The following is a 20400-nucleotide window of genomic DNA, read 5'->3' on the forward strand; positions in this document are numbered from 1 at the left end:
GATGCAGAACCGCGTGACGAGGAGCGGCGCACGTGATTATCGACATGCCCGACACCACCACCACCGCGGTCAACAAGAAGCTCGACGAACTGCGGGAGAAGGTCGGCGCCGTGACCATGGGCCGGGTGCTGACGCTGATCATCGCGCCGGACAGCGACGCCATCCTCGAGGAGTCGCTCGAGGCGGCCAACAACGCCAGCCACGAACATCCCAGCCGGATCATCGTCACGATGCGCGGCGACCCGTACGCCGACGAGCCCCGCCTGGACGCGCAGCTGCGCGCGGGCGGGGACACCGGTGCCACCGAGGTGGTGATCCTCAACCTGTCCGGGGCGCTCGCCGGACACGCAGCCAGCGTGGTCACCCCCTTCCTGCTGCCCGACATCCCGGTGGTGGCGTGGTGGCCCGACATCGCTCCGGCCGTTCCGGCCCAGGACCCGTTGGGCAGGTTGGCGATCCGGCGCATCACCGACGCCACCAACGGAAGCGATCCGTTGTCGGCGATCAAGGGCCGGCTGCCCGGGTACACCGCCGGCGACACCGATCTGGCCTGGGCCCGCATCACCTACTGGCGGGCGCTGCTGACGTCCGCGGTCGACCTGCCGCCCCACGAACCGATCGAGTCGGCACTGGTGTCCGGCCTGAAAACCGAACCGGCGCTTGACATTCTGGCGGGCTGGCTGGCCAGCAGCATCGACGGCCCGGTGCGCCGGGCGGTCGGCGAGCTCAAGGTGGAACTCGTGCGCAAGAGCGAGACCATCGTCTTGAGCCGGCCCCAAGACGGCAGGACGGCGACGCTGAGTCGCACCGCCAAGCCGGAGGCCCTGCTTCCCTTGGCGCGCAGGGAAACCGGCGAGTGCCTCGCCGAAGACCTGCGGCGGCTGGACCCCGACGAGATTTACCAGACAGCGTTAGAAGGCATTGAGAAAGTGCAGTACGTGTGAGCACCATCATCGAGGTTTTTCCGGAAGCTCAGGCCCTCGTCGAGGCCGCCGCGAGCCGCTTGGCCGACAGCATCCGCACCGCGGTGGCGGCCCGGGACCGGGCGCTGGTCGTGCTGACCGGCGGCAGCAACGGCATCGGGTTGCTCAAGTCCCTGGCGGGGCATGACATCGCCTGGCCCAAGGTGCACCTGTTCTGGGGCGACGAACGCTACGTGCCCGAGAACGACGACGAACGCAACGACAAGCAGGCGCGGGAGGCGTTGCTGGACCGCATCGACATCCCGTCCAGCCATGTGCACACGATGCCCGCCAGCGACGGGGAGTTCGGCACCGACCTCGCCGCCGCGGCGCTGGCCTACGAACAGCTCCTGGCGGCCAATGCCGCGCCCGGCCAACCGGTTCCGAATTTCGACGTGCACCTGCTGGGCATGGGCCCGGAGGGCCACATCAACTCCCTGTTCCCCGACACCCCGGCCGTGCTGGAGACCGGCCGCATGGTGGTCCCGGTCGAGGACTCCCCCAAGCCGCCGCCGCAGCGAATCACGCTGACCCTGCCCGCGGTTCAGCGTTCCCGCGAAGTCTGGCTGATGGTGTCCGGTTCCGCGAAGGCCGACGCGGTGGCCGCGGCCATCGGCGGCGCCGCGCCGGTCTCGGTGCCCGCCGCCGGGGCGATCGGCCGGGAAACCACGCTCTGGCTGCTCGACGAGGAGGCCGCGGCCAAGCTGCCGTCCCGCCCCGGCTGACCCCCGCCCGGTCGCGTCCGGGTCATAATGACGGTCATGGCAGACAGAACCGTGCGCGGCGGCCAAGAGCGGAGCCGGATCAAGACCCTCACCCAGGCTGCGTTGAACGCCGACAAGACGGTGGAGCAGGTCGAAGACGTCCTCGATGGCCTGAGCACGACCATGAAGGAGCTGAACGCATCCCTGTCGGCCCTGAACGCCACGGTCGAACGCATGGAGAGCGGGCTGGACCACCTGGACGGCACCCTGTCGCGGCTCGACGACCTGGCGCGGCGGCTGATCGTCCTGGTCGAGCCGGTGGAGGCGATCGTCAGCCGGATCGACGAGATGGTCAAGGTGGGCGAGACGATGATGACCCCGCTCGCGATGACCGAGCACGCGGTGCGTGGTGCTCTGCACCGGCTGCGCAACCGCTGAGCCGCCGCCTTACATCCGCCCTACATCTTGGTGGACCGGGCCATCACGAAGCTGTACAGGCCGTAGGTGATGATCCCGGCGGCGGCGGCGATCAGCAGCGCGGCGCCGTAGGGCTGAGCCCCGAGCGTCTTGAGCGCGCCGTCGAGACCGGTCGCCTTCTTCGGTTCGGAGCGGCAGGCCGCGACGATCACCAGGGCACCCGTCAGGGCGATCACGACGCCCTTCCCGATGTATCCGGCCACGCCGACCCGCCGCACCAGGTCACCCGACTCCCCCTTGAGATCGTCGACGAAGTTGCGGCTGGCCCCCTTGTAGATGTGGTAGCCACCGACCGCGACGATGACCACCCCGCCGGCGACGAGCGCGACGGTGCCGCCGGTCGTCGCCATCAGGCGCGCGCTGATACTCGAATTCTGTTGATCGGCAGGCCTTCCCGCGCCCCGGGCGAACCCGAACGCGGAGTACGCGAAGGCCAGGTAGACCGCCGCCAGTCCCAGCGCCTTCGCCCGCGACGACGCGTCCGACGACGAGCCCGTCGAGTCGCGGTCGCATGACCGGCCGAGGGCGGTCTCGACCAGCCGCCACAGGCCCATCGCCAACAGGGCGCCCGCGGCGATCCAGAGCGCGAGCGGGCCGCCCGGTTTGGCCGCCAGGGTGGCCAGTGCGCCGGTCTGGTCGGCCGTGCCGCCGTCGCCGCAGGCGACGCGGATGGCCAGGTAGCCGACGATCAGGTGCAGCACCCCGTTGACGACGTAGCCGACGCGGGCCAGCCGTTCGAAGACGCCGTTCTGGGCCAATTCGGCCGCGGTGCCAGGCGACACGATGTCCGACATGGCCTAGGTATGCCCGTCACCCACTGTTCCGTAACGCGCTGGCCAATCCGTTCATCGTCAGCAGGATGCCGCGCTGCACCAATTCGTCGTCGTCGCCGGAACGGTAGCGGCGCAGCAACTCCACCTGCAGGTGGTTCAGCGGCTCCAGGTAGGGGAAGCGGTTGAACACCGACCGCGCCAGCGCGGGGTTGTCGGCCAGCAGATCGTCCTGACCGGTGATGAGCTTATGCATCGCGATGGTCCGCCGGTGCTCGTCGACGATCTTGTCGAACACCCGGTCCCGCAGCTCCTCGTCCTCGACCAGTTCCGCGTACCGGGCCGCCAGGCCGAGGTCGCTCTTGGCCAGCACCTGCGCCATGTTGGACAGCACGCTGCGGAAGAACGGCCAGCGCTCGTACAGCTCGTGCAGGATTTCCACCCGCTCGTCCTCGCTCTGGGGTCCGGCGGCGATCCACTGTTCGAACGCCGTCCCGGTGCCGTACCAGCCGGGCAGCATGACGCGGGATTGGCTCCACGCCAGCACCCAGGGGATGGCACGCAGGTCCGAGATCGACGACGTGGGTTTGCGCGACGTCGGGCGGCTGCCGATGTTGAGCGAACCGATTTCGCTGACCGGCGTGGAGGCCATGAAGTACTCGACGAAACCCGGTGTGTCGTGCACCAATTCGGCGTAGGCGCGCTGCGCCAGGGTGGCCACCTCGTCGAGCACCGCGTAGGCCGGTTCGGCGGCGTCGCCCAGCCCCTCCACATCGAGCAGCGTCGACTCCAGCGTGGCCGCCACCAAGCTCTCCAGGTTGCGCCGGGCCGCCTGCGGCTCTGCGTACTTGGCGGCGATCACCTCGCCCTGCTCGGTGAGCCGCAGCGAGCCGTTCACCGCGCCCGGCGGTTGCGCCAGGATGGCCTGATAGCTGGGCCCACCCCCGCGGCCGACGGTCCCGCCGCGACCGTGGAAGAGCCGCAACCGGATTCCGGTCCTGCGGGCCACCTCGACCAGGGCGAGTTCGGCGCGGTAGACCGCCCAGCTCGACGCCAGGTAACCGCCGTCCTTGTTCGAGTCGGAGTAGCCGAGCATCACCTCCTGCCGGCCGCCCTGCGCGTCGGCTACCGCCCGGTACAGCGGCAGCTCCAGCATCGCCTCCAGGATGGCCGCGCCGTTGTGCAGATCGTCGATCGTCTCGAACAGCGGCGAGATGGCCACCGGGCAGTACGGTTGCGGCCCCGAGGCATCCAGCAGCCCGCCCTCTTTGAGCAGGATCGCCACCTCCAGGACGTCGGACACCGAGCGGCACATGGAGATGACGTAGTTCGGTACGGCGGCCGGTCCGTACCGCCCGACGGCGTCCGCGGCCGCGCCGACGACCTCGAGTTCCTTGCGGGCCAGGTCGGTCAGTTGGGAGCGATCACCGACCAGGGGGCGGCGGGTGGCCAGCTCGCCCGCCAGCAGCGCGACGCGCTCGTCCTCGGGCAGCGAGGCGTAGTCCGGGTGCACCCCGGCCCACGCCAGCAGCTCCCCCACCACCTCTTCGTGCACGTCGGAGTTCTGCCGCATGTCCAGACCGCACAGGTGAAACCCGAAGACGCTCACGCCTTCTCGCAGCAGGGCCAGGCGGTCGTCGGCCAGCAGCGCGCTGCCATGGGCGCGCAGCGACTCGTCGATCGTGTCCAGGTCCGCCCGCAGTTCGGCCGGGGCGGAATAGGGCGCCAGGCCGAGGTCCAGCTCGTGTTGCGGGCGGCGGTCCAGGATCTCGGCGCCCGTCGCGGTGAGCCGGGCGCGGATCACCCGCACCGCCCGCCGGTACGGCTCGTCGGCGCGCGCCTTCTCGCCGCAGCCCTCGGCCAGGTCCGCCAACGCGGGCGTGACGGCGACCAGCCTTGCCGACATCGACAGGTCCTGCTCGAGCGCGGTCAGTTCGGCCAGGTAATGCGACAACGCGGTGAAAGCGGCGCTGCCGGTGGCCTGGCGCACCACGTCGCCCGTCACGTTCGGATTGCCGTCCCGGTCACCGCCGATCCAGGAACCGGGCGCCACGATCGGCGCCGCGAGCAGGCCGGTGTCGGGCCAGCGCGCCCGCAGCGCGTCGCGGACCTCGGCGTTGACCTGCGGGATGACCTGGAAGAACGCGGCGGCGTAGTAGCGCAGCCCCACCTCGATCTCGTCGGTGATCTGCAGCCGGGACAGCCGGATCAGCGCCGTCTGCCACAGGGTGAGGACCTGGCGGCGCAACTCGCGCTCGATGTCGCGGCCGTCGTCGGTCTCGGTGTGCCCCTCCGCATGCAACCGCATCAGCTGGGTGATCCGGTGCTGGGTGACGAACACGGTGCGCCGGCGGGTTTCGGTGGGGTGGGCGGTGATCACCGGTGAGATCAGGGCACCGCGCAGCGCATCGGCCACCGTGGCCGAATCGAGTTCGGCGCCATCGAGTTTCGCGTAGGTTGCGGCCAGGCTGCTGTCCTGCGGCGGCTCGCCCGCCGCGACGTGAATCGCGCGGCGGCGCTCGCGGTGGATGTCCTCGGCCACGTTGGCCAGCAGCGCGAAGTGGCTGAACGCGCGGATGACCGGGATCGCACGGTGGATGTCGATGCCATCGAACATCCGCGCCAGCTCGGCCCGGTCGATCTCGGAGCGGCGCACCCGGAACGACTCCACCCGGGCGCGCTCGACCAGATCGAAGACCTCGTTCCCGTTCTGCTCGCGCACGGTGTCGCCCAGAATGGCGCCCAGCAGCCTGATGTCGGCACGCATCGGCTCGGTGGCCTCGCGACCGACCAGCGTCCGTTGCACGGCGCCGATCGGTTCCAGCGCGATGTCGGAAACGTCAACCATGTGTCCCAGTATCGGTGCGGATCACGTGGTCCGCCCGCCGACGCGTCACCGGTATTTGATCAGCAGGGCCACTCCGATGATGGAGACCAGCCAGATGCCGGTGATGAACAGCGTCAACCGGTCCAGGTTCTTCTCCACCACCGTCGAGCCGGAAAGGCTGGACTGCACACCGCCGCCGAACAGCGTCGACAGGCCGCCACCCTTGGCGCGGTGCAGCAGCACCAGCAACACCACCAGCACGCTGGTGACCACGAGGGTGATCTGCAGGGCCAATTCCATGACAGGCAGTTTACCGGGTGCCGATCGCCGCGACGCGGTGCCATCCCTTGGCCCCGGGGGCGTGTGTTAGGGTCAGCAGTGAGATGCTCGGCCGAGCCGTGAAGCGCCTGGCATCGAGCGATTCCTCGCTACAGTCGCTATTGAATTTGCGCACAGTTGCTACGTGCCCGGCACGGGGACGTGGCGATGGTAACCAATTTTGAAGATCTGAACGGCGAAGACCCGGTCGCGCAGGCGTTGGTGGGTGGCGCACCGCAGCGCATGGGGATATTTCGCTTCCACTTCGAGGACGAGCGCTGGGAGTGGTGCGACCAGGTGGCACGGTTGCACGGCTACGAACCGGGCACCGTGACCCCGACGACCGAATTGGTGCTCGCGCACAAACATCCCGACGACCGTAACCAGATCGCCGCGTCCCTCGACGACATCCGGCGCAACCACGGGGCGTTCAGCACCCGTCATCGCATCGTCGACGTCCAGGGCAACATCCACCAGGTGGTCGTCGTCGCCAACCAGCTGCTCGATGCGGCGGGCGAAGTCGTTGGCACCGAGGGCTTTTACGTCGACGTGACGCCGTTGGACCACGAGCAGCAGCAGGCGCTGAACGCCGAGGTGGAGAAGTTCAGCAAGAACCGAGCCGTCATCGAACGGGCCAAGGGCATGTTGATGGTGATCTACGCGATCGACGAGTCGACGGCGTTCGTCCTGCTGAAATGGCGATCCCAGGAAAGCAACGTCAAGCTGCGCCCGCTCGCGCGACAGATCGTCAGCGAATTCCTGGCGCTGTCACGGCGCGACATCCACCCGCTCCGGTCCGCGTACGACGACATCCTCCTGACCGCCCATCTGCGGATCGGCCCGCGCCGCGGCTGAAGCCCTACGGAAGCGGCCCGCCGGCGGCGATCGCCGCCAGCGTCGCGAACTGCTCACCGTCCAGGGACGCCCCGCCGACCAACGCCCCGTCGATGTCCTCGCGGGCGATGATGTCGCCGATGTTCTTGGCGTTCACCGAGCCGCCGTAGAGCACCCGCACGGTGTCGGCGACCTTTGACGAGGCGAGGGACGCCAACGTTGTGCGGATCGCCGCGCACACCTCCTGGGCGTCGGCCGCGCTCGCCACCCGCCCGGTGCCGATGGCCCACACCGGCTCGTAGGCGACGACGACCTTGCCGATCTGCTCGGCGGACAGGCCGGCCAGCGAGCCGCGCAGTTGCTCCTCGCAGTGGTTGACGTGCCCGCCGGCCTCGCGGACGTCCAGGTGCTCGCCGATGCACACGATCGGGGTCAGCTCGTGCTTGAGGGCCGCGGCGGTCTTGGCGGCCACCAGGGCGTCGTCCTCGTTGTGATAGGTGCGCCGCTCGGAATGACCCACCACGACGAAGCTGCAGCCCAGCTTGGCCAGGAACGCGCCGCTGACGTCGCCGGTGTAGGCGCCCGAGTCGTGCTGGGACAGGTCCTGGCCGCCGTAGGTCAGCCGCAGCTTGTCACCGTCGACCAGGGTCTGCACGCTGCGCAGGTCGGTGAACGGCGGCAGGACGGTGACGTCGACCTTGTCGTAGTACTTGTCCGGCAGCGCGAACGCGATCTTCTGCACCAGCGCGATCGCCTCGAAGTGGTTGAGGTTCATCTTCCAGTTGCCGGCGATCAGCGGCTTGCGGCTCACGCGTCTCCTCCACCTGGTTGCGGCTCGCCGAGCACCTCGATGCCCGGCAGCGTCTTGCCTTCGAGGTATTCCAGCGACGCGCCGCCGCCGGTGGAGATGTGCGAGAAGTCGCCCTCCGGGATGCCCAGCGCACGCACCGCCGCCGCGGAGTCACCGCCGCCCACCACGCTGAACGCGCCCTTGCCGGTCGCCGCGGCGATGGCTTCGGCCACACCCCGGGTGCCGGCGGCGAACGCCGGGAACTCGAACACGCCCATCGGGCCGTTCCAGAACACCGTGCCGGCGTTGGACAGCAGCGCCCCGAAACGCTTGACCGATTCCGGACCGATGTCCAGGCCGATCATGTCGTCCGGGATGGCGTCGGCGGCCACCGTCCGCGGCGGCGAGTCGGCGGCGAACCGCTCGGCCACCACGACGTCCTTCGGCAGCCGCAGCACGTCGACGTAGGTGTCCAGCAGCCGGCGGCAGGTGTCGACCATCTCTTCTTCGAGCAGCGATTTACCCACCGAAAAGCCTTGCGCGGCAAGGAAAGTGAAGCACATCCCGCCGCCGATCACGATGCTGTCGGCCTTGGTGGCCAGCGATTCGATGACTCCGAGCTTGTCGGACACCTTCGACCCGCCGAGCACCACCGCGTAGGGACGGGTGGTCGAGCTGGTCAACTGCTCGAGCACCCGGATCTCGTCGGCCACCAGCGTGCCGGCGTAGTGCGGCAGCAGCGTGGCCACGTCGTAGACCGAGGCCTGCTTGCGGTGCACCACCCCGAAGCCGTCGGAGACGAAAGCCCCTCCGGGCGAGACCAATTCGGCCAATTGGCGGGCAAGCGCGAGCCGCTCGCCGTCGTCCTTGCTGGTTTCCCGCGAATCGAACCGGATGTTCTCCAGCAGCAGGACGTCGCCGTCGGTGAGGCCCTCGGCGCGGGCCAGCGCGTCGCCGCCGACGACGTCACCGGCCAGCTGCACGTGCCGGCCCAGCTGCTCACCGAGCGCGGCGGCGACCGGCGCCAGCGACAGCTTCGGGTCGGGCCCGTTCTTCGGCCGGCCGAGATGGGCGCTGACCACCACCTTGGCGCCGGCGTCGACGAGCGCCTGCAACGTCGGCACCGATGCGGTGATCCGCCCCGGGTCGGTGATGACACCTTCCTCGTCGAGCGGGACGTTCAGGTCGCAGCGCACCAGCACGCTCCGTCCCGAAACCCCTTCGGCCAGCAGGTCTTTGAGAGTTTGAACTGTCACGACTGCCTTGGGCTCACAGTGACTTGCCGACCAGCGCGACGAGGTCGACGAGGCGGTTGGAGTAGCCCCACTCGTTGTCGTACCAGGACACCACCTTGGCCTGGTTGTCGATCACCTTGGTCAGGCCGGAGTCGAAGATCGAGCTGTGCGGATCGGTGACGATGTCGCTGGAGACGATCGGGGCGTCGTAGTACTTCAGGATGCCCTTCAGCTTGCCTTCGGCGGCGGCCTTGAAGGCCGCGTTGATGTCGTCGGCGCTGGCGGCCTTGGACAGCTCCGCGGTGAGGTCGGTCACCGAGCCGGTGGGGATCGGCACCCGCAACGCGTACCCGTCGAGCTTGCCCTTCAGTTCCGGCAGCACGAGCCCGATGGCCTTGGCCGCACCGGTCGAGGTCGGCACGATGTTCAGCGCCGCGGCGCGTGCCCGGCGCAGGTCCTTGTGCGGCCCGTCCTGCAGGTTCTGGTCCTGGGTGTAGGCGTGGACGGTGGTCATCAGGCCCTTGACGATGCCGAACTCGTCGTTGAGCACCTTGGCCAGCGGCCCGAGGCAGTTCGTGGTGCACGACGCGTTGGAGATGATGTTCTGGCTGCCGTCGTACTTGTCGTCGTTGACGCCCAGGACGATGGTGATGTCCTCGTCGGTGGCCGGCGCCGAGATGATCACCTTCTTCGCGCCGGCGTCCAGGTGGCCCTTGGCCTTGGCCGCGTTGGTGAACAGCCCGGTGGACTCGACGACGACGTCGACACCCAGGTCGCCCCAGGGCAACGCCGCCGGGCCCTCCCGGACCTCGAGCGCCTTGATCTTGCGCGGGCCCACCACGATGGTGTCCTGGCCTTCCAGGCTGACGTCGAACGGCAGCCGCCCCAGGATCGAGTCGAATTTGAGCAGGTGCGCCAGCGTGTGGTTGTCGGTGATGTCGTTGACCGCCACCACCTCGATGTCGGCGGTGCCCTGCTCCTGTTGGGCCAGGAGGGCCCGGTAGAAGTTTCGTCCGATTCGACCGAAGCCGTTGATGCCCACTCGGACCGTCACTTGATCTCTCCCTGTCTTGGCGATGTCTTTACTGAGCCTGCTGATTACGCGCTCGTGGTCAGCCTAGATCAGCAACCTGCGCCGTTGCCGCCCCGGTTCCCGCCAGCGCTGGTGACGTCAGCGACGCGGCTTGCTCAGCCGCCCTTCTTCAGCCGCCTGAGCGCCGACTCGGCGGCGTGGTAACCGCACAGGCCGTGGATGCCCGCCCCCGGCGGGGTGGACTGCGAGCACAGGTAGACGCCCGGCACGCCGATCGCGTAGGGATCGACGGCGATGCGGGGGCGGAAGATGACCTGCAGCCCGTCGTTCGCGCCGCCGATGATGTCACCGCCGATGAAGTTGGCGTTGTAGGCCTCCAGTTCGGCCGTCCCCTTGCTGACCGTCGCGACGACCCGCTCGGAGAACCCCGGCGCGAACCGCTCGATCTGCGCGACGACGGCGGCGGTGGCGTCGCCGTCGTAGCCGAACGGCACGTGCGCGTACGCCCAGATCGGGTTGACGTTGCCCGCCGAGCGGGACGGGTCGGCCAGGTACTGCTGCCCCACCAGGACGAAGGGGCGGTCGACCATCTTGCCCTGCGCGCGTTGGCGTTCGGTGTCCGCCATCTCGGCGAACGTGCCGCCGAGGTGCACGGTGCCGGCCCGGGCGCAGTCGGGGTTCGTCCACGGGATGTCGCCCTCGATCGCGAAGTCGACCTTGAACGCCGACGAGCCCTCGCGGTAGCGGCGATAGGACCGCGCGATCCGGCCCGGCATCGCGTCGCCGTAGAGGGCCAGCACCGCGGCCGGGCTGAGGTCGAGCATGACGATGTCGGCGTCCGGGATGTCTTTGCGGGCGGCGACCCGCACCCCGGTGGTGACGGTGCCGCCGCACTCGGTCAGGGCGGCCGACAGCGCCCGACTGATCGAGCCGGATCCCCCTTGCGCGACGGGCCAGCCGTAGCGGTGCCCGCTGGCCAGGATCATCAACCCCAGGGAGGCGGTGAGCGGCCGGTCCAGCCGGGTGAAGATGTGCGCGGCGGCGCCGCCGAACAACGCGCGCGCCTGCTCGGTCCGAAACCAGCGGGCCATGGTGGTGGCCGGCAGCACCGCCCGCGGACCGAAGGAGGCCAGGCGAACCGGGTGCCGCGGGATGCCCAGCACCGGGCCCATCAGATCCTCGGCCAGCTCGTCGAATCCCGCCGCCAGGTCCCCGATCGCCCGCCGCCACCGGGTGCCGTCGGAACCCATCCGGGCCACCGTCTCGTCGAGCGACCGGTAGAGCACTCCGGCGCTGCCGTCGTCGAGCGGGTGCGCGCAGTCGACCTCGGGCCACTTCCACTGCAGGCCATGCCGTTGCAGGTCGATCTGCTTCCACAGCGGCGAACCGACGCCCAAGGGATGGAAGGCCGAGCAGTGGTCGTGGATGACCCCGGGCACCGTCAGTTCGCCCGAGCGAGCTCCCCCGCCGACGGTGTCGCGGGCCTCGAGCACCTGCACGTCGACGCCGTTGCGGGCCAGGTGAATGGCCGCCGCCAGGCCGTTGGGGCCGGCGCCGACCACCACGGCCCTGGTCATCGGGCGTTGCGTTCGGTCGAGCCCGGCGAAGCCGGGCGCGGCGGGTCGCCGCCATCGAGGCGCGGCGAAGCCGGGCGGCCGCCGCCATCGATGACATGCACGGGCAACTCGTCACCGGGCTCCGGCCACGGCTGGCGCGCGAGCATGTCCCCGACGTTGACATAGCCTTCCTCGATCAGTCCAGCCTTGGCGTCGAAGATGCGGTACCACTGCTTCTGGATGTGGATCGGCTGTCCCTCGAGGACGATCACCCGCACGTCGCCGTCCTCGAAATGGCAACGGCGCTGCACGGCTTCGAGCAGCTGCTCGTTGTGCAGATGGCCCTCGCCGAAGTTCCAGCCGACGAGCGGCCCGGCGACGATTTCGCCCTCGCGGATCTTGTAATTGGCTTCGTCGTCGATGGCGCGAGGTACCAGGGCGTTGAGCGCGCGGCCGTGCACATGCATGGCCCGGAAGGCGGCGGTCTTGTCCGCCATGATCTCCGCGGTCTCGGGGTCGTAAAGCCGGGCCAGCTGGTTGATGACGAGTGCGGAGCTCTTGACAACCTCGGCGTCGACCCTTTCCTCGGCGCCGGCGCGGAAGCACCACACGCTGGAGGCCCAGTTGCCGGCGTAATACCTCATCGCTGGAAGGAACGAAATCTTCTTGGGGAACATGTTCCCTGCGATCACGATTGCCAGCGCGGCGGTGACGAGGGCCCACAGCAGCGGCGAACGCAGGTCGGTGGCCTGGATCGAGGCGTAGTGCCCGAACAGGTAGAACAGCGAGAAGATGAAGAAGACGTTCCACTCCAACGGAACTCCCATCGGGAGGTTGGAAATGATGTTGAGGTGGAAGATGACCATGAATCCGATCAGGAACCACCGCCACGGGTGATCGCCGGCGAAGAAGACCAGCACCGTCGGGACCACGAATTCGGCTGTGGTGCCGCCGACGTGGGCCATCGCCTTCGGCAACCAGGTGGGACGCAGATCGTTGATGTGGTCGCGGTACAGCATGTGCTTGATCGGGTTGAACAGTTTGGGCCGCAGCAGCGCGTTATTGCTCGTCATCACCGACACCACATACGGGAAGTGGTGGTTGAGCTTGGATGTTGCGGCGCCCCACCACAACAACAGCATGATGAGCTTGTACGCCGCGATCTGATCGGTGAACGGGAAGAAGAACACCAACAGCTTGAGCCAGTAGTGCTCGCCGCGCGCGGCCAGGAAGATGGTCTTGTCGCGCAGGCCCAGCACCGCCAGCGCGACGATCGTCGGGATGACACGGACGGGGTCGATCAGGCCAACGTCACCGGCCGCGGTGGCCGGCCCGCCGTGGCCGGGCGACAGCAGCGCCCACAGCCCGCCGGCCAAAACGATTGCGTACAGGGCGACGTCAACGATGGTGCGGTTGTCACCGGCGGTGAATGGCACCTTTCCAGGCCACGCCGGCAGTCGAATCGTGTTGGGCCGCAACCAGTACAAGATTCCGCCGATGGGCGGCATGAACCGTCCGGTCAGCGGGCCGGACCCACAACCCAGGCCCGTCACCTCGAACAGCAGCGTGAAGACTATGACCTTCTGGTAAACGATCGGCTGCGTCCACCAGTCGGCGATGCGGCCGAGCCCGCCGAGGCCCGGGGTCAGCGAGATGATAGCGGCGGGGACGGCGATGTACACGGCGATCTTGGTCAGGTACAGCAGATACACGGCAGACGGTGTCCCGAAGCCGTGTTCCGCCCAGTGCCGCGTCACGACCTGCAGCCGGGTGGCCCGGGGCAGAGTGGGCCAGGTCTCGCGATCGACGTCGGGAAGGTCCGGTGTCATGAATCCCATGGGCGGCCTCGTTCGGTGTCGGAAGAAACCAGTTGGCCCGTCAAATGTATCGGCACCGCGATGCGGGTGGGGCCGATTTCGCGCGGCTCAGCGCGGCAGCGGTGCCGGAGGGGCGGAAACCGTTGCGCCGCAGGCGAACTCAATCCGGTCCGAGCTACCGGACCGCGGAGCGCGGCCGCGGCGAAAGGCCGGTCGGCTGGCCCTGCGGCCGGGCGAACCGGCGGCGCAACTTCTCGAGCATGTCGTCCAGACTGTCCCGGTCCTGCTCGTCGATAGCGGCCATGCGGCGAAGGTTGCAGACGGCGTCGCCGTCGCCGCCGGCCTGCGCGGCGATGATGGCCTTCTGGTAGTCGTCGAGCCGCTGCTCGATGAGCCTGCGGTTCTGCGAGAGCAAGCGCACGAAGTAGTCGGCCTGGCTCTGGTCCGCCGCGTCCGGGACGGCCGGGTCGGCGTCGCGCGGCGGTGCCAGCGGGGAGCGCCCCTGACCGAGATGGGCAGGTTCGGGCCGGACCACGTTGGCGTGGGAACGGCGGGGGCGCCGGTCACGAGAGTTGATGGGGCGTGCGGCGGCCGCGCGGGCGGTGCGCTCCTGGGACAAACCGGCAACGTCCATCGGATTCCCATTCTCGAGATTTCGCTGAAGGGCGTCGTAACAATAGCGCCAGGACCCGGCCGGCACCATATCCGCAGACGCGGTAAGAGATAAACACCATGACCGCCGACGCGCCCGGGTCGCTACCATCGAGGAACTCGACGCGGCTGGATCAACGTGAAGCGGCCCCGCGGGAGCGTCAAGGGAGGAACGTGACCGACAGCGATCACTTGGATGCCGGCGACATCGGCAAGTTCGACCCGGTATTGACCCAGCGCATGGTGGGCGTGATGCGCCCGTTCTTAAAGGCGTATTTCCGCTCGGAGGTGCGCGGCCTGGGTTCGTTCCCGCCCGGCGGGGCGCTGGTCGTCGGCAACCACTCCGGCGGCATGTTCCCGATGGACGTCCCGATCTTCAGCGTCCACTTCTACGAGAAGTTCGGTTACGACCGGCCGGTCTACACGTTGAGCCACGACATCCTGATGACCGGCCCGACCGGGGAGTTATTCCGGCGCACCGGATACATCCGGGCCAACCGGGAGAACGCGGCCCTGGCATTGCGGTCCGGCGGGGTCGTGATCGTCTTCCCCGGCGGTGACTACGACGCCTACCGGCCCACGCTCTCGGAGAACGTCATCGACTTCAACGGGCGCAAGGGATATGTGCGGACGGCCATCGAGACCGGCGTGCCCATCGTGCCCGCGGTCTCCATCGGCGGGCAGGAGACGCAGCTGTACCTGTCGCGCGGCACCTGGCTGGCCGAGAGGCTGGGCGTCAAGCGTTTGCTGCGCAGCGCCATCCTGCCGCTGTCGTTCGGCTTCCCCTTCGGCTTCAGTGCGGTGATCCCGCCGAACCTGCCCCTGCCCACCAAGATCGTCACGCAGGTGTTGGATCCGATCGACGTCGCCGCCGAATTCGGCGAAGACCCGGACATCGACGAGGTCGACGAGCACGTGCGGTCGGTGATGCAGCAGGCCCTCACGGACCTGGCCGCCAAGCGACGTTTCCCGATCCTGGGCTGAGCCGTGGCCTCTCCGTTGAGTCCCATCAGCGACGCGCTCGGCGTCATCACCACACTGCGGCGCGCCGGCATGATCGCGCCGATGCGGCCCGACCGCTACCTGAAGATGGCCGCGGCCATGCGCCGCGAGGGCATGGGGATGACCGTGGGCTTCGCCAGCGCGGCCCAGCGCTGCCCCGACCGGCCGGGCCTGATCGACGAGCTCGGCACGCTGACCTGGCGCCAGCTCGACGAGCGGATCAACGCGTTAGCCTCGGCGCTGCAGGGATTGCCCTCGGGGACCCCCAAGGTCGTCGGGGTCATGTGCCGCAACCACCGCGGCTTCGTCGAGGCGGTGGTGGCCACCAACCGGATCGGCTCCGACGTCGTGCTCCTCAACACGTCGTTCGCCGGGCCCGCGCTGGCCGAGGTGGTCAACCGCGAAGGCGTCGACGCCGTCATCTACGACGAGGAGTTCACCGAGACGGTGGACCGCGCGCTGGCCGACACGCCGGATGCCACCCGCGTCGTGGCATGGCACTCCGGCGAGCGGGACGGGCTTACGGTCGAGAAGCTCATCGCCGATCACGCCGGACAACGGCCCGAGCGCACCGGCCGCAAGGGCCGGATGATCCTGTTGACCTCCGGCACCACCGGAACACCCAAGGGCGCCAACCAAACCGGCGGCAACGCCGGCATCGGCACGCTCAAGGCGATCCTGGACCGCACGCCGTGGCGGGCCGAGGAGACGGTGGTGGTCGTGGCGCCGATGTTCCACGCCTGGGGCTTTTCGCAGTTGATTTTCGCCGCGTCGATGGCGTGCACCGTGGTCACCCGGCGCAAATTCGACCCGGAGGCCACCCTCGACCTCATCAACCGGCACAAGGCCACGGGCCTGGCGGTGGTCCCGGTGATGTTCGACCGCATCATGGAGCTGCCCCCCGAGGTGCGAAAGCGGTACAGCTGCAAGTCTTTGCGATTCGCGGCGGCGTCCGGCTCGCGGATGCGCCCCGATGTCGTCACGGCGTTCATGGACGAATTCGGCGACGTCATCTACAACAACTACAACGCCACCGAAGCCGGGATGATCGCCACCGCCACCCCGGAGGACCTGCGCGCGGCGCCCGACACCGCGGGGCGGCCGGCGGGCGGGACCGAAATCCGGATCCTGGACGGCGATTTCAACGAGCTGCCCACCGGTGAGGTCGGCACCATCTACGTCCGCAACGACACCCAGTTCGAGGGCTACACCTCGGGTAGCACCAAGGATTTCCACGCGGGATTCATGTCGTCCGGCGACGTCGGCTACCTGGACGAGGCCGGGCGGTTGTTCGTGGTCGGTCGCGACGACGAGATGATCGTCTCCGGCGGCGAGAACGTCTACCCGATCGAGGTGGAGAAGACGCTGGCGGCGCACCCCGACGTGGCCGAGGCCGCGGTGATCGGCGTCGACGACGAGCAATACGGCCAGCGGCTGGCCGCGTTCGTGGTGTTGAACCCGGGCTCGGGTGCCACCGTCGACACCCTCAAGCAGCACGTGCGCGAGAACCTGGCCAACTACAAGGTGCCGCGCGAAATCACCGTGCTCGATGAACTCCCCCGCGGCAGCACCGGCAAGATCCAGCGCAACGAACTGCAGTCCCGGGTCACCGGCTGATGCGCCGGTTGTCGCGCGGCCTCGTACGCCCTCGCCCGGTGGCGCGGGCCGCCCTGGAATTGGCCAATGCCGCCAACGGATTACGGCCGCTGGCCCGCAAGGGCTACAGCACCGTGCTGGTCTTCTGGTTCGGCTGGCCGACGTCGGAGGTGCCCGGCATCTATTTCTCCGTCTCGCTACTGGATGCGGTGCGGCGCGCGCGGCGCGGCCACTTCGCGGGGCGGCGCGGCAAGGCGGCGCTGGCCATGACCGCCGCCTCGTGGGCGATCCTCGGGGTGATCCGCTACCGCGGCGTCACCACCCCGGGACCGGTGCTGGAGGCGGGGCTGCGCGAGCAGCTCGGACACGACTACGAAGAGGCGCTGGCCAAGCTGCCCCACGCCAAGCCCACGCGCAGCGGCCGGCGCAGCCTGCCGCTGGGCAACACGGTGGCGCGCCGGCGCTACGTCGAGAAGACGAACGTGGTGTCCTACGGACCCAACGGCCGCGCCAACCTCGCCGACATCTGGCGCCGCCGCGACCTGCCGCGCGACGCTAAGGCGCCGGTGCTGCTGCAGGTGCCCGGCGGTGCGTGGATGATCGGGATGCGTCGGCCGCAGGCCTATCCGCTGATGAGCCACCTGGCCGCCCGCGGCTGGGTGTGCGTGTCGATCGGTTACCGGGTCTCACCCCGCCACACCTGGCCCGACCACATCGTCGACGTCAAACGCGCGATCGCGTGGGTGAAGGAGAACATCGCCGACTACGGCGGCGATCCCGACTTCGTCGCCGTCACCGGCGGCTCCGCGGGCGGGCACCTGTGCGCGCTGGCGGCGCTCACCCCCAACGACCCGCAATTCCAGCCGGGCTTCGAAGACGCCGACACGTCGGTGGCGGCCGCCGTCCCGATCTACGGCCGCTACGACTGGTTCTCCACCAAAGGCGAGGGCCGGCCCGAATTCGTCTCGCTGCTGGAAAAGTTCGTGGTGAAGCGGGATTACGATGCGCACCGCGATGTGTACGTCGACGCGTCGCCGATCCGGCGGCTGCGTGCCGACGCGCCGCCGTTCTTCGTTTTGCACGGCTGCGACGACTCGCTGATCCCCGTCGGCGAGGCCCAGGAGTTCATCGAGGAGCTGCGGGCGGTGTCGAAGTCCCCGGTCGCCTACGCCGAATTGCCCAGCGCGCAGCATGCTTTCGACATCTTCAGCTCGCCCAGGGCGCATCGGTCCGCGGAGGCCGTCGCCCGCTTCCTGTCCTGGGTGTACGCGACGAACCCGCCGGACCGCGACTAGGGCGGCGACATCGCGCCGAGCGTTTTCGTTGCCGCGAGCGTCACCCCAGCGTGACGGGATGGGTGCCAGCAGCGAGCGTCACGCTGGCGTGACGCCCCCGCGCGGGCGTCACGCCAGCGTGACTGGATGTGGATAAGCGGCCAGACTGAGCTGACGTTCGTTGCGGTTTATGCGACGCTGCCGCGATGGCAGAGCCATTCATCGGCAGCGAGGCCGTCGCGAACGGAGAACTCGTCAAGAGCGCTTTGCGAACGCACTACAGGAAATTGTTCCACGACGTGTATGTCGACCCGGGCGCCGAGCTCTCTCCGCTCATTCGCGCTCGCGCGGCATGGCTGTGGTCGCGTCGGCGAGGCATTATCGCGGGGTTGTCGGCCGCCGCTGTTCATGGTGCCCAGTGGGTGGACGCCACTTCACCGGTTGAGATCATGCATAGCAACAGAAACCCGTTGCCGGGATTGCGGATTCACAGTGGCCGCCTAGAAGATGACGAATTCACGCTGATCGACGGTGTCCCCGTGACGACGCCGGCCCGCACGGCCGTCGACCTGGGATGTTGGTATCCGGTCGACGACGCTGTAGCCGTGATCGACGACCTGCTTCGCGCAACGGACTCGAAGGTGGCTGAGCTCCAGTTGCTGGCCGAACGGTATCCGGGCCGACGCGGCATTCAGTCGGCGCGTAAGGCAATCAATCTCGCGGACGCCGGCGCGCAGTCCCCGAAGGAAACGTGGGTGCGACTGTTGCTGATCCGGGCGGGGCTGCCCCGACCACAAACGCAGATCCCGGTCAGTGACGAGTTCGGTGAACTGACGTATTACCTCGACATGGGTTGGGAGGATTGCAAAGTCGCCGCCGAGTACGACGGTGAGCAGCATCGTCGGGACCGCTGGCAATACACGTGGGATATCAGGCGGCGCGAAACGCTCGAGCGCATGGGCTGGATCGTCATCCGAGTGGTCGTGGGCGACCGCCCCACCGCCATCGTCGGCCGGGTACGAGCCGCGCTGGCCAGGCGAGCGTCACGCTAGCGTGACGCTCGCCTGCCGCGGCCACGCTAGTGTGACGCTCGGCGGAGAGGGGCGGAGCGAACCGAGCCCCTCACTCCCGGGCGGCGGCCTTTTCGAGTTCGGTGAGCGCCGGCTCGATGCGGTCGGCCATGTCGTCGATGTCGTTGGCCACCTCGGGCGTCGTCACGAAGCCGAAGTCCAGGTAATCGGTGTAGGAGAAGCAGGTGATGTTCAGGGCGACGTCCATGACGGGCGGGCCGAGCGGCACCAGCGAATCCAGCCTCGCGCCGGCCATGTACAACGGGAACGGCGGGCCGGGCACGTTGGAGACAACCAGGTTGATGGGGGCCAGGTTTCGCGACAGCCCGCTGGCGGTGTAGGCCCGCGCGGCCAACCCCAGCAGTCCCGGCGGCGTGGTCTCGGTGAGCCCCATGATCTGGTGCGCCGACAGCGCCTTGGCCATCAGCTTGGCGTTCTGGGTGCTCTCGTGGATGGCCCGCAGCCGCTCGGCGGGGTCGTCGACATCGGTGGCGAGCGAGACGGTCATCGAGCTCACCTGGTTGCCGACGTCGTCCTTGTTGTCGTCGGTACGGGTGGAGACGGGGATCTGGGCGATGAGCGGCTTGGCGGGCAGCTCGCCCCGCTTCTGCAAGTACTCGCGGGCGGCGCCGGCGACCAGCGCCAGCACCACGTCGTTGAGCTTGACGCCGTACGCGTCCTTGACGGCCTTGGCGCGCGCCAATTCGATGCGGCACCCGGTGATCCGCCGGTGCGGCGACACGGGCGCGTTGAACCGGGTCTTGGGCGCTTCGAAGTAGCGCGGGGGCCGGCCGCTCACCCCGAGCGCGGCGACCTGCTGGCGCACGGTCTGCTCCAGCAGCCGCGCGATGCGGAAGGGCGTTTTGACGCCGACGTTGATCAGCGCCCCCACCGCCCGCCGCTCGATGCCCGGAACCCGCGAACCCACCAGCGACCCCACCGTTTCCTGTTGCGGCGGCCGCGGTTCCGGCGTGACGTCCAGGAGAATCTCGCCGAGGCCCGCACCGGAGACGCCGTCGACGATGGCGTGGTGCATCTTGGTCAGCGACGCGATCCGGCCCCCCTCGACGCCCTCGATCACCCACATCTCCCACAGCGGCCGGGCCCGGTCCAGCTTGTAGGACATCAACCGGCCCACCAGCTCCTCGAGCTCACGGCGACCGCCCGGCGCAGGAACGGCGATGCGCCGGATGTGAAAGTCGATGTCGAGGTCCTCGTCCTCGACGAACCACGGCCGGTCCAGCCCGAGCGGCGCACCGGTGACCCGCCACCGCAACTGCGGGAGCTCCGGCAGCCGTTCGATGATCAGTTCGCGGAGGCGCTGAAAGCTGTACTCGGGCGCCTCCTTCGGGTCGCAGATCGCCAGTGCCCCCACATGCATGTGCCAGCCCGCGGTTTCGGCCGACCAAAACGCCGCGTCAACGCTCGAAAGCCGTTTCATCCCCCGACCGTAGCCCCCGTCTACCCGTTGCGAACAGCGATTC

Annotated in this window: 18 protein-coding genes; 8 read left to right on the forward strand and 10 right to left on the reverse strand. The window is 68.8% G+C overall.

Annotated features, from left to right (window positions below; translation table 11 throughout):
- The first annotated feature begins 32 nt into the window (after positions 1-32).
- From opcA to BST44_RS19930, 3 genes are read left to right on the forward strand one after another with little or no spacing between them, the layout of a single operon-like run.
- Positions 33-944, forward strand: coding sequence for a glucose-6-phosphate dehydrogenase assembly protein OpcA (gene opcA, locus BST44_RS19920; RefSeq protein WP_083178821.1), 912 nt, complete (start codon positions 33-35; stop codon positions 942-944).
- Positions 941-1687, forward strand: a complete 747-nt coding sequence (gene pgl, locus BST44_RS19925; protein WP_083178822.1) for a 6-phosphogluconolactonase — start codon at positions 941-943, stop codon at positions 1685-1687. The genes opcA and pgl overlap by 4 nt, the downstream gene beginning before the upstream one ends.
- Before the next feature lie 27 nt (positions 1688-1714).
- Entirely contained in the window at positions 1715-2104 is a 390-nt protein-coding gene (locus BST44_RS19930) for an ATPase (RefSeq protein ID WP_083178823.1), read from the forward strand.
- A 20-nt stretch (positions 2105-2124) separates the two neighbouring features.
- Here the strand turns inward: BST44_RS19930 and BST44_RS19935 are convergent, their stop codons facing one another.
- The 3 genes from BST44_RS19935 to secG are packed head-to-tail and all read right to left on the reverse strand — an operon-like array spanning position 2125 to position 6040.
- Positions 2125-2937: a DUF1206 domain-containing protein gene (locus tag BST44_RS19935; protein ID WP_083178824.1), complete on the reverse strand. Its 813-nt coding sequence runs from the start codon at positions 2935-2937 to the stop codon at positions 2125-2127.
- A 16-nt stretch (positions 2938-2953) separates the two neighbouring features.
- Positions 2954-5761, reverse strand: a complete 2808-nt coding sequence (gene ppc / locus BST44_RS19940) for a phosphoenolpyruvate carboxylase (RefSeq protein ID WP_083178825.1) — start codon at positions 5759-5761, stop codon at positions 2954-2956.
- Positions 5762-5806: 45 nt separating this feature from the next.
- On the reverse strand, positions 5807-6040 hold the full coding sequence (secG, locus tag BST44_RS19945; RefSeq protein ID WP_040624202.1) for a preprotein translocase subunit SecG: 234 nt from the start codon (positions 6038-6040) through the stop codon (positions 5807-5809).
- 186 nt (positions 6041-6226) lie between these two features.
- On the opposite strand from secG, the gene BST44_RS19950 reads away from it, so the two are divergent.
- The gene (locus BST44_RS19950; RefSeq protein ID WP_083178846.1) at positions 6227-6913 is read left to right on the forward strand and encodes a PAS and ANTAR domain-containing protein; all 687 of its coding nucleotides are present in this window, start codon (positions 6227-6229) and stop codon (positions 6911-6913) included.
- A 4-nt stretch (positions 6914-6917) separates the two neighbouring features.
- Here the strand turns inward: BST44_RS19950 and tpiA are convergent, their stop codons facing one another.
- The 6 genes from tpiA to BST44_RS19980 all read right to left on the reverse strand — a co-directional run bounded on the left by tpiA (position 6918) and on the right by BST44_RS19980 (position 13957).
- Positions 6918-7703: a triose-phosphate isomerase gene (tpiA, locus tag BST44_RS19955; protein ID WP_083178826.1), complete on the reverse strand. Its 786-nt coding sequence runs from the start codon at positions 7701-7703 to the stop codon at positions 6918-6920.
- Positions 7700-8938 (reverse strand): phosphoglycerate kinase, encoded by a 1239-nt coding sequence (locus BST44_RS19960; RefSeq protein ID WP_083178827.1) that lies wholly within the window; start codon positions 8936-8938, stop codon positions 7700-7702. Before BST44_RS19960 ends, tpiA begins: the two co-directional genes overlap by 4 nt.
- A 13-nt stretch (positions 8939-8951) precedes the next feature.
- Complete coding sequence (gene gap / locus BST44_RS19965; RefSeq protein WP_083178828.1) at positions 8952-9971, reverse strand: type I glyceraldehyde-3-phosphate dehydrogenase; 1020 nt, start codon at positions 9969-9971, stop codon at positions 8952-8954.
- A 134-nt stretch (positions 9972-10105) separates the two neighbouring features.
- The gene (locus BST44_RS19970; RefSeq protein ID WP_083178829.1) at positions 10106-11527 is read right to left on the reverse strand and encodes a phytoene desaturase family protein; all 1422 of its coding nucleotides are present in this window, start codon (positions 11525-11527) and stop codon (positions 10106-10108) included.
- Positions 11524-13344, reverse strand: coding sequence for a DUF3556 domain-containing protein (locus BST44_RS19975; RefSeq protein ID WP_083178830.1), 1821 nt, complete (start codon positions 13342-13344; stop codon positions 11524-11526). The genes BST44_RS19970 and BST44_RS19975 overlap by 4 nt, the downstream gene beginning before the upstream one ends.
- Before the next feature lie 154 nt (positions 13345-13498).
- A complete protein-coding gene (locus tag BST44_RS19980) occupies positions 13499-13957 on the reverse strand; it encodes a hypothetical protein (protein WP_083178831.1) in 459 nt (152 codons plus the stop codon).
- A gap of 191 nt (positions 13958-14148) precedes the next feature.
- Between BST44_RS19980 and BST44_RS19985 the strand changes: the two genes are divergently transcribed.
- The 4 genes from BST44_RS19985 to BST44_RS20000 all read left to right on the forward strand — a co-directional run bounded on the left by BST44_RS19985 (position 14149) and on the right by BST44_RS20000 (position 18898).
- Positions 14149-14958, forward strand: coding sequence for a lysophospholipid acyltransferase family protein (locus tag BST44_RS19985; protein ID WP_083178832.1), 810 nt, complete (start codon positions 14149-14151; stop codon positions 14956-14958).
- Between the two features lie 69 nt (positions 14959-15027).
- A complete protein-coding gene (gene fadD12, locus BST44_RS19990) occupies positions 15028-16593 on the forward strand; it encodes an acyl-CoA ligase FadD12 (protein ID WP_244184883.1) in 1566 nt (521 codons plus the stop codon).
- Entirely contained in the window at positions 16593-17867 is a 1275-nt protein-coding gene (locus BST44_RS19995) for an alpha/beta hydrolase (protein ID WP_083178833.1), read from the forward strand. The genes fadD12 and BST44_RS19995 overlap by 1 nt, the downstream gene beginning before the upstream one ends.
- A 185-nt stretch (positions 17868-18052) precedes the next feature.
- Complete coding sequence (locus BST44_RS20000; RefSeq protein WP_083178834.1) at positions 18053-18898, forward strand: DUF559 domain-containing protein; 846 nt, start codon at positions 18053-18055, stop codon at positions 18896-18898.
- 70 nt (positions 18899-18968) lie between these two features.
- Here the strand turns inward: BST44_RS20000 and BST44_RS20005 are convergent, their stop codons facing one another.
- Complete coding sequence (locus BST44_RS20005) at positions 18969-20357, reverse strand: WS/DGAT/MGAT family O-acyltransferase (RefSeq protein WP_083178835.1); 1389 nt, start codon at positions 20355-20357, stop codon at positions 18969-18971.
- Positions 20358-20400 lie beyond the last annotated feature (43 nt).

The organism is Mycobacterium scrofulaceum (assembly GCF_002086735.1).
Taxonomy (GTDB): domain Bacteria; phylum Actinomycetota; class Actinomycetes; order Mycobacteriales; family Mycobacteriaceae; genus Mycobacterium; species Mycobacterium scrofulaceum.